Source organism: Nocardioides hungaricus (assembly GCF_054782915.1).
On sequence record NZ_BAAGRO010000008.1, the window covers coordinates 65,858 to 74,746 of the forward strand.

The 8,889-nt window shown below is 71.1% G+C and carries 11 protein-coding genes; 7 read left to right on the top strand and 4 right to left on the bottom strand.

From position 1 onward, the window contains the following. Nucleotides 1-78: 78 nt before the first annotated feature. A complete protein-coding gene (locus ACYVKX_RS03680; protein ID WP_460829224.1) occupies nt 79-1,152 on the top strand; it encodes a cysteine desulfurase family protein in 1,074 nt (357 codons plus the stop codon). Continuing rightward, nucleotides 1,149-1,370, top strand: a complete 222-nt coding sequence (locus ACYVKX_RS03685) for a sulfurtransferase TusA family protein (RefSeq protein ID WP_460829225.1) — start codon at nt 1,149-1,151, stop codon at nt 1,368-1,370. The genes ACYVKX_RS03680 and ACYVKX_RS03685 overlap by 4 nt, the downstream gene beginning before the upstream one ends. Here ACYVKX_RS03685 and ACYVKX_RS03690 read toward each other — a convergent pair. Next, the gene (locus tag ACYVKX_RS03690; RefSeq protein WP_460829226.1) at nt 1,363-2,346 is read right to left on the bottom strand and encodes a carbohydrate kinase family protein; all 984 of its coding nucleotides are present in this window, start codon (nt 2,344-2,346) and stop codon (nt 1,363-1,365) included. The genes ACYVKX_RS03685 and ACYVKX_RS03690 overlap by 8 nt on opposite strands. A 63-nt stretch (nt 2,347-2,409) precedes the next feature. Between ACYVKX_RS03690 and ACYVKX_RS03695 the strand changes: the two genes are divergently transcribed. Next, nucleotides 2,410-2,601 (top strand): hypothetical protein, encoded by a 192-nt coding sequence (locus ACYVKX_RS03695; RefSeq protein WP_460829228.1) that lies wholly within the window; start codon nt 2,410-2,412, stop codon nt 2,599-2,601. Nucleotides 2,602-2,649: 48 nt separating this feature from the next. On the opposite strand, the gene ACYVKX_RS03700 is transcribed toward ACYVKX_RS03695, so the two are convergent. From ACYVKX_RS03700 to ACYVKX_RS03710, 3 genes are read right to left on the bottom strand one after another with little or no spacing between them, the layout of a single operon-like run. Beyond that, nucleotides 2,650-3,303 (bottom strand): hypothetical protein, encoded by a 654-nt coding sequence (locus ACYVKX_RS03700; RefSeq protein WP_460829230.1) that lies wholly within the window; start codon nt 3,301-3,303, stop codon nt 2,650-2,652. Continuing rightward, the gene (locus ACYVKX_RS03705; protein ID WP_460829231.1) at nt 3,284-4,858 is read right to left on the bottom strand and encodes a hypothetical protein; all 1,575 of its coding nucleotides are present in this window, start codon (nt 4,856-4,858) and stop codon (nt 3,284-3,286) included. Before ACYVKX_RS03705 ends, ACYVKX_RS03700 begins: the two co-directional genes overlap by 20 nt. Then, nucleotides 4,855-5,721, bottom strand: a complete 867-nt coding sequence (locus ACYVKX_RS03710) for an ATP-binding cassette domain-containing protein (protein WP_460829232.1) — start codon at nt 5,719-5,721, stop codon at nt 4,855-4,857. Before ACYVKX_RS03710 ends, ACYVKX_RS03705 begins: the two co-directional genes overlap by 4 nt. Before the next feature lie 251 nt (nt 5,722-5,972). Here ACYVKX_RS03710 and ACYVKX_RS03715 point away from each other — a divergent pair, with 251 nt between their 5' ends. The 4 genes from ACYVKX_RS03715 to ACYVKX_RS03730 all read left to right on the top strand — a co-directional run bounded on the left by ACYVKX_RS03715 (nt 5,973) and on the right by ACYVKX_RS03730 (nt 8,845). After that, nucleotides 5,973-6,485: an RNA polymerase sigma factor gene (locus tag ACYVKX_RS03715; RefSeq protein WP_460829234.1), complete on the top strand. Its 513-nt coding sequence runs from the start codon at nt 5,973-5,975 to the stop codon at nt 6,483-6,485. Then, nucleotides 6,482-7,618 (top strand): hypothetical protein, encoded by a 1,137-nt coding sequence (locus ACYVKX_RS03720; RefSeq protein ID WP_460829236.1) that lies wholly within the window; start codon nt 6,482-6,484, stop codon nt 7,616-7,618. The genes ACYVKX_RS03715 and ACYVKX_RS03720 overlap by 4 nt, the downstream gene beginning before the upstream one ends. Nucleotides 7,619-7,928: 310 nt before the next feature. Next, nucleotides 7,929-8,399, top strand: a complete 471-nt coding sequence (locus tag ACYVKX_RS03725) for a S24/S26 family peptidase (protein ID WP_460829237.1) — start codon at nt 7,929-7,931, stop codon at nt 8,397-8,399. 86 nt (nt 8,400-8,485) lie between these two features. Further along, nucleotides 8,486-8,845: a hypothetical protein gene (locus tag ACYVKX_RS03730; protein ID WP_460829239.1), complete on the top strand. Its 360-nt coding sequence runs from the start codon at nt 8,486-8,488 to the stop codon at nt 8,843-8,845. Nucleotides 8,846-8,889 lie beyond the last annotated feature (44 nt).

The window sequence follows — 8,889 nt, forward strand, 5'->3', positions numbered from 1 at the left end:
CAACACGATCACGGATGCGTCGAACACTATCGGAATCGCACCCCGGGAGGGCCGCGGGGGTGCCGGTACGTTGCCCGGGTGAGATATCTCGACGCCGCGTCGTCGGAGCCGCTGCACCCCGCTGCACGGGAGACGCTGCTGGCCGCGCTGGAGCGGGGGTACGCCGACCCGCGGCGCCTCCACGGCCCGGGCCGCGACGCGCGGCTGCTGCTCGACAACGCCCGGGCGGTGGTCGCGGAGTGCCTGGGCGTGCGCCCGGACGAGGTCACGTTCACCTCCTCGGGCACCGAGGCGGTCCACCGCGGGCTGCTGGGCCTGCGCCGCGGGACCGGACCGGTCGCGTACGGCGCGGCCGAGCACTCCGCGGTCGTCCACGCCGCCCGCTGGACCGGTGCCGAGCCGGTCGTGGTGCCGGTGGACCGGCTCGGACGGGTCGCGACCGACGGGTTCGGGAGCGGGGCGGTGGCGGCCGTGCAGCACGCCAACCACGAGGTCGGCACCGTGCAGCCGCTGGCGGAGCTGGACGTCGGCGTACCCCTCTTCGTGGACGCGTGCGCGTCGATGGGTCGGCTGCCCCTCCCCGACCGCTGGGACGCGGTCGCGGGCTCCGCGCACAAGTGGGGCGGACCGGCGGGCGTCGGCGTGCTCGTCGTGCGCAAGGGCGCGCTCTGGCTGAGCCCCTTCCCCGGCGACGACCGCGTCGACGAGCGGTCGACCGGGTTCGAGAACGTCCCGGCCGCCCTGGCCGCGGCGGCCGCCCTCCAGGCGGTGGTCGCCGAGCGCGCGGAGACCACCGCCCGCCAGCACGCCCTGATCGACCGGATCCGCGCGGCCGCGGCAGAGATCCCGGACGTCGAGGTGGTCGGCGACCCGGTGGACCGGCTCCCCCACCTGGTGACCTTCTCCTGTCTCTACGTCGACGGCGAGGCGATCGTGACCGAGCTCGACAAGCGGGGGTACGGCGTGGCGAGCGGCTCGGCCTGCACCGCCTCGACCCTCGCGCCGAGCCACGTGCTGGAGGCGATGGGCGTGCTCACCCACGGCAACGTCCGCGTCTCGCTGACCCGCGACACCACGGAGGAGGACGTCGACGGCCTGCTCGCCGTCCTGCCCGGCGTCGTCCGCGAGATCCGCTCCCGGGTGGGGCTGTGAGAGGCGACCTCGAGCTGGACTGCCGCGGGATGCTCTGCCCGCTGCCGGTCATCGAGCTCGCGAAGCGCTACACCGAGGTGCCCGTCGGTGGCCTCGTGGCCGTGCTCGCCGACGACGCCGCCGCCCGCACCGACATCCCGGCGTGGTGCCGCCTGCGCGGCCAGGAGTACGCCGGCGAGGACCCCGCCGGCCGCTACCTGGTGCGCCGGGTCAGCTGAGCGACGTCAGGTGCGTGGCGACCTCGTCGGCCGCCGCCGCGCCGTACGACTCCTCGAGGCGGGCGAGGAACTGGGGCGGGGTGAAGGAGTACTCCTGGGTGCCGACCGTCTCCACGACGTACGCCGCCAGCACGCACCCGACCTGCGCGGCCCGCTCGAGGCCGACTCCCCAGGCCAGCGCGCCGAGGAAGCCGGCGCGGAACGCGTCGCCGACGCCGGTCGGCTCGACCGCGGCGACGTTCCTCGCGGCGGGCAGCTCGATCGGGTCCTCGCCCCGGCGCAGGATGCGGGCGCCGTCCTTGCCGAGTGTGGTGACCTGGATGCCGACCCGGCCGAGCACCTCGTCGGCCGACCAGCCGGTCTTCTGGGCGATCATCGCGGACTCGTACTCGTTGGAGAACAGGATCGCCGCGCCGTCGATCAGCGTGCGGATCAGCGCGCCGTCGCCGAACGCGAGCTGCTGGCTCGGGTCGGCGATGAACGGGTAGCCGCGCTGCCGGCACTCGTCGGTGTGGCGCAGCATGCCGTCGGGGTCGTCGGCGCCGATCAGGACGTAGTCCGGCTCCCCCACGCGGGCCACGATCGGGCCGAGCTCGATCAGCCGCGCCTCGCTCATCGCGCCCGGGTAGAACGACGCGATCTGGGCGCCGGTCGGGTCCGTGGTGCAGACGAAGCGCGCGGTGTGCCGGGTCTCGGAGATGCGCACGTGGGAGCAGTCGACGCCGTGCCGCTCGAGCCAGGAGCGGTAGTCGGCGAAGTCCTCGCCGGCCGCGCCGACCAGCACCGGGCGCAGGCCCAGCTGGCCGAGCCCGAAGCACATGTTGGCGGCCACGCCGCCGCGGCGGATCTCGAGGTCGTCCACGAGGAAGGAGACCGAGAGCTTGTCGAGCTGCTCGACCACGAGCGAGTCGGCGAACTTGCCGCCGAAGCCCATCAGGTGGTCGGTGGCGATGGAGCCGGCGATCAGCAGGGGCACGGGAGCAGAGACTACCGAGCGATACCGCGGACATACCCATCGGTAGGCCGTAGCGTCGGTGCCATGACCGCCCCGCGCCTGGCCTACGACGACCTCTCGACCCCGGCCGAGATGGGCACCGACGCCCTCGCCACGCTCACCGCGCTCGGCTGGGTGCCGTCGACCTACGTCCCCCGCGAGGCCACCAAGCGGGGCGAGGTCGAGATCCCCGAGGCCGCCGCCCGGCTGGCCCGCGCCATCTACGGCGACGCCTGACCCCGCAGGCCCCGCTGGTCGAGCTTGTCGAGACCCCCGTCGCCCTTTTCAGGATCGAGAAGGCCGAGACCCGCGCGGAGTCGTCGCGCGGAGACAGCACAGGAGTGCGACGATCCCGGTCAGGAGAAGCAGGAGCCAGCGGACTCGCGAGCCGGCGAAGCCGGGGTCGGCAGGGTTGACGTAGAGAGCGATCGGATCGGGGAGGAACCCGATCGCGATCAGACCGATCAGCATGGCCGGCGCAGCGATCGAGGCGCCTGAGCCGTCGGGACTGTGGTTGACCCGCCACCAGGCTGCGGTCCAGGTCCACGCCAGCACGGCGTACGGCTCGATGAACAGGCCCGTGGCGGCATAGCCGCCTGCGGCGAGGACCAGGTGTGGTGCCGCCACCAGTTGGACGACCCACGCGGGCGTGAGGACGACGGTGCTCATCGCCATCCTGACGAGGGCGACCCGCGCGGCGGAGATCGGCAGCACCCGGGTGCTGGCGATCGCCCGGTCCTCCAGGACGAGCGCGGTGCCGCCGAGGGTCACCGCCATCGACAGGTGCAGGAGCAACGTCACGTCGATGAAGTCGAACCGGACTCCAACGGCCAGAGGAACGACGATGACGGCGAGGCCAAGCATGGCGCTGACCGCCGCCGGGACGAGGCGGCTCGCGCGGGCGATGCTGACCAGGAGGTCAGCCTGCGGAGCCGGCACCGGCGCACAATCCGATCTCCTCCGAGAGTCGAGGTCCGGCGCTCACCCCGAGGATCTCGGCGGCCCGGTCGACGTCGGTCGCAGGGTCGGTCAGCCTCGCCCAGTTGTCGAGGATCTGCCTGGTCACCGCAGGCTGATCCCGGTCGAGCAGACCCTGCAGCACGGTCGTCTCCCGGTATCCCGCGATCAGGTCGACCGCGGACTCCGCAACCGATGCCTGCACGAGGTCGCCGCGCGCGAGCACGGCGCTCACCGCGGCGCGCCCCGCCGCCTGGGTGCCGGCCGCCAGCCACAGCGTGACGACGCCCGGCCCGCCGCACAGCTCGACCCCGCCGCCCTTCCCGTCCGCAGGCTTCGCGCTGGTGCCGTAGGCCAGCCGGTAGCCGAACCCGAGGGCGAACGCGAGGACCTGGGTCTGGGCGAAGGAGTCGTCATCGACTCCCGCCCACCGGGTCGAGACAGCAACCGCGCCGGGCGTCCCGGCGGCGGCGTCGTCCTGGCTCCATGCCTCGGGGATCAGGTAGCCGAAGCCGTTGCTCCCCCGTGCCGGCAGGCGCTGACGGACGTAGATGGGCCCCGCGGCCACCGCCGCTGGAACCGCCGCCAGCTGTGCCTGCGCGATGGAGCTCCAGGCGCCGATCCGACTGGTGAAGTCGGGGAACGCGCAATAGGTGACCGGCTCCCGCGTACGACACGTCTGCACCCGCGCGGGATGCTCGAAGACCTCGTTCCATCGTCGAGTCCCCATGAGCGGAGCCGCACCCAGTTGCGCGATGCCTGCCACCACCGCGAGGACCGCTGCGACCGCCGAGCCTGCGAGCACCAGCGGTCGGGACAGCCCGTTGACTCCCAGCGTGACGAGCACCAGCAGCAGGCACAGAGCCAGTAGCCAGGCGACGTGCCACCCCGCGGGGCGTTGCGCCACCATGGCCGGCACCGCCGGCACCTCGAAGGTGTTCTCGAAGGCGGCCAGGGTCAGCCATCGCCATGCCCTGCCCGTTCCGATCACGCCGGCGAACGTCGCCACCCCGACCACCACGAAGACCGAGACACCGGCCGAGATGCTGCGTCCGACATGGGCGGCGGACGCGCCCAACACGCCCGCAAGGAGCACGTAGGCCGGAGCCGTGGCCGCCTCTGCCGGCAGCACCGAGCCTGCGGCTCCGGTGCCGGCAGCCTGGACGGACAGGTCGACGATCACGAGGACCGCTGTCGCCACCGCGAGCGCGGCAACGGCGACCATCTGGGCGGCGCTCTGCTGCCACCGCGGCATCGGCTGGACGAGCTCGGCCTCCGTCGTCTCGAACCGGTACCGGCGTACGGCGGTCAGATGAGCGGAGAAGAACGCACCGGCCGCGACGATCAGCAACGGCATCTGGATCTGCCACGAGGCGTTCGACAGGGTCGCGTACGCCGGCGGGCCACCCCGCGAGACCAGGCCGACCAGCCAGGGCACGGTCACGGCCGCAACCGCGAGCGCGAACGCGGGATGCAGCAACATGCGCCGGGCCTCGGCCCGGGCGAGGGCCCACATCGCGCCGCGCGAGCCGGTCATCGCTCCCTCCCGAGATCCCCGGCCACGACCAGGTAGCCGTCGTCCAGGGTCGGGGAGTCCAACTGGGCGCCGGCAGGAGGCGCTCCGACGTTGCGGACCATGCCGTCGCTGGTGGTCCACGCGGCCAGCGCGTTCTCGTCGCGGCTGTCGCTGAGCCACACGCGCCCACGAGCCCGCTCGGTCAGCATCCGGGGGGTGTCGTCGAAGCGGACGGTTCCGTCTCGCAGGACCAGAACCCGATGGCACAGGGCCGCGATGTCGTCGGTCTGGTGGGTCGACAAGATGACGATCCGGTTCGTGCCGAGCCCGGCGATGGTCTCGCGGAACCGGGCCCGCTGCTCCGGGTCGAGGCCCACGGTGGGCTCGTCGAGGATGAGAAGGGCGGGGTCGCCGAGGATCGCACAGGCGAGGGCGACGCGTTGCCGCATGCCGCCGGAGAGCTCACGAATCCGTGATGACGCCCGCGCCTCCAGGCCGACGATGTCGAGGGCCCGGCCGACCTCGCGGGCACGCTCCTGACGGCCGGTGATCTCCTTGAGCAGGGCGAAGTGGTCGACGAAGTCCTCGACTCGGAAGGACGGGTAGAGCCCGGGGCTCTGCGGCAGGTAGCCGATCCGGCGGCGCGCGGCTCGGTGGTCGCCGGGCTTGCACAGGTCGAGCCCGAAGGCGCCGACCGTACCGCTGGAGGGCGCCTGCGCCGTGGCCAGGACCCGCAGGAGAGTGGACTTCCCGGCGCCGTTGGGTCCCAGGAGTCCGCTGATGCCCTCGCCCAGGTCGAAGCCGACGCCGGCCAGGGCCTCGATCTTCCCGTACCTCACCCCGACGTCGCTCACGCGCACGCCAGCAGAGGTCGTCTCGGTCATCGTTCGCCTCCCAGCGAGTCGGGGCAGCCGTCATCTGGTAGTTGTCCGGCATCTCGTCGGACGGGACACCCGACCCGGTGCCGGCACGAACTTGCCGCGGCTGTCCAGCAACGCCCCATGCCGGACAACCACCCGGCATGGAGTCGATCCGCGCAATCACGATCCCTCCTGACCACGCTGCCCCGACTGACCACGCTGCCCCGACCCGCACTGGCATCCTCGAGGTCTACGCGTCGAGAGGACCGGGCGGGGTGGACGACCGCGAGTTCGAGAAGGTGTTCTGGGTGATCCAACCCCAGCTCATGCGGTATGCCCAGACACGACTCGACGTCGCCGCTGCCGAGGACGCCGTGTCCGGCACGTTCGTCTCGCTGCTGAGGAAGAAGCTCCCCTACCCGACCAGCGAGGGCGAAGAGCGACAGCTTCGGGCCCTGGCCTACGAGGTGCTCGCCGGACACGTCCGCAACGAGTACCGGTCTCGGCAGCGACGCCACGCGCTCCTGGATCGCATCGGGCGGCTCGGCCACGGACGCGAGTCGACCCACGACACCACCCTCGAGATCGTCGGGCGGGACACGGTCGACCACTGGCTGGGGCAGCTGTCGGTCGAGGACCGCCAGGTGATCCTGTTGTACAACGCCGGCCTCGACATCGCCGAGACTGCCCGGGTTCTCGGGTGCACGCCGGCAGCAGCGGCGAAGCGACGCACCCGCGCCCGCAACCGCCTCCGGATCATCGTCGACAAGGAGAGGGGAACGACGTGAGCAGTCCTCACCACGACGACCCCGAGCTACGCGCGCTCCTGGACTCCATCGGCATCCGCGCGGACGACCGCACGCCCCCCGATCTCACCGCCGAGGAGTACGAGCGTGCCGAGCGCATGCTCGCCGGCGTTCTCGGCCGCGGCCACCACCCCGAGGGTCGGATCACGGCACCGATCGCTCCGCGGCGATGGTGGCAGGGCCGCCATCGGGGTCTCAGCCTCACGGTCGCGACAGGAATCTGCCTGATCCTCGGAGTCCTGGCCGTCGCGACCCAGCCGTGGGCAGGCGCGCCGCCCGCCGGCGCACAGACGCCGGCCATGCTCCGGTTCGCCGGCATCGAGGCGGGACGGATCGAGCCGGCCGGAGAGCCGGCCGGCGCTCTGCTGCACCAGATCGCGGCCCGAGCCGCGGTCCTGCCGGAGCCGGCAGAGCTCCCGGTGCAGTACGTCGAGCTCGATGGCTGGTGGGCGTCCTCGGCACCCGCGCAGGACGGCCGGAGGGCGCGCACCGTGCTGGTGCCCACCCTGAGTCGCGCCTACCTGCTTCCCGGTGGCGATCGACGATCCATCGAGGTGCGCGGCGACCCGCTCGACTCCGAGGGACGTCCATCCACGGTCGAGCCCTCCTGGGACGCGGCGCCGACCATCAGCGACACGATCACCGCTCTCGACCGCGACCAGGGTCTCGACTATCTCCAGAGGCTCCCGGCCGACCCCGGCCGCCTGAGCAGGTTCCTGGTCCCCGACGACGTCTGCGTCGAGACCCGCGGAGGCTGCCTGCTCAGCACCGTCAGCGCCCTGTTCGAGAAGTACGTCGTCCCTCCGCAGATCGCCGCACGCCTCTGGAGCGTGCTGGCGGCGGAACCGACCATCACCTCCCTCGGCATGACAACAGACCGCCTCGGTCGAGAAGCGGTTGCCCTGACCGCGCCCTCGATGAGCCCGGGTCAGCAGCTGCTGGTCCTGGCCGACCCTGACAGCGGCCGCTACCTGGGCTCCGAGACGATCCTCGTCGCACCAGACCCGGCCTGGGGATTCGACCCGCCTGCCGTCCTCTCCTTCACCGCGCTGGTGACCGCGGAGAGGATCGCCGCGTCAGACGTTCCCGACGACTCCACGGCAACGCGATACTGAGACGGCTGATCGGAGCCGCTATGGGCGATCAGCTGCCTTGGCCGTTCTTGGACCTCGTGTTGCCCGGGAGCCAGACTGCATGATCTCAAGTCACCGGTCGGGATCGCGGCCAACACGCCCCGGACGCCGCTCACTCCTGGGCTGAGCGACCAGGCGCGGGGGTTACGTCCGAGCGCCGATCGGTCCACTGCCGACGACCGAGCCGGTAGCGACCGCTTCGCGCTGATCCGACTCGACGACGTCTTAACGTTACTCCGCGACCAACTGAGCGACCTGAACGTAATCGTGCGGATCATATCGTCGCTATGGAATGCGGGACTACGCTGGAGTGCAGGTCTCGGTGAGTGCATCGGATGGCGCAGTGCTGATTCGTCCCGCCCTTGTACTTGCATGTGCGGCGGTTGGCGCTTGGGTCCTTCGCAAACTCGTCATCCAAGCCACAGTTGAGGGAGAAAGCATGCAACCGACCCTTCATTCCGGCGACCGTGTCTTCGGGACGCCAATGTGCCGACCGGCACCTGGGAACATTGTCCTGCTTCGGAATACGTGGAGCCGGGGCCCTCAACTACTCGTCAAGCGAGTCGAATCCGTCACATCAAATGACGCGCTCGTGGTTTCTGGAGACAACGCGGGATCGTTGGGCTCAGACCGACTTGGCGCGATCCCACGGAGTCATGTTCGTGGGACCGTCTTCGCCGCGGTCGTGCGAGACAACAATGGGAGTTCTTCTTGGGCTCTCATATCCCGAAGAACCCCTGTCTGGCGAGACTCAGTCCTGTGAGGTGGGCTGGCTTGGGCGTGCTTGGCGGCCTCGCGCGTTCTGTGACATTGTCTCTGCGCACGGTGCGGTATCGCCCGGGGCGCGCTGTGGCCCTCTTCCTCGCTGTGTTGATCGCGGCGTCGGGATTCACGGTCCTCACGGCTTCGTCGCGGGCCAGCCGTCTCGACGTCCTCGGGACAGTCAACGCTAAGGGGCAGCTGAACTACGACATCCTGGTTCGCCCCGACGGCGCACGGACAGAGGTGGAACAGGATGAGTCGCTGATTCAGGGGGGTTATCTTTCGGGAATCGCCGGCGGGATTTCGATGAGCCAGTGGCGACAGGTTGAGCAGGTCCCGGGCATCGTGGTGGCAGCCCCGATCGCGATGTTGGGCTACGTCGTGCCCACCGTCGACGTGCCAGTCCCACTTGGCCGCGCCGCTTCAGCCCTGATCCACCGACTGTGAACGTGTGGTGCTGACTTCAGCGGTCACGAGCCGGGTTGATGGTG

Excerpts from the sequence above, each read along its gene's own strand:
- ACYVKX_RS03705 (WP_460829231.1), bottom strand. The coding sequence starts at position 4,858 with ATGACCGGCTCGCGCGGCGCGATGTGGGCCCTCGCCCGGGCCGAGGCC.
- ACYVKX_RS03695 (WP_460829228.1), top strand. The coding sequence starts at position 2,410 with ATGACCGCCCCGCGCCTGGCCTACGACGACCTCTCGACCCCGGCCGAG.
- ACYVKX_RS03710 (WP_460829232.1), bottom strand. The coding sequence starts at position 5,721 with ATGACCGAGACGACCTCTGCTGGCGTGCGCGTGAGCGACGTCGGGGTG.
- ACYVKX_RS03725 (WP_460829237.1), top strand. The coding sequence starts at position 7,929 with ATGCGGGACTACGCTGGAGTGCAGGTCTCGGTGAGTGCATCGGATGGC.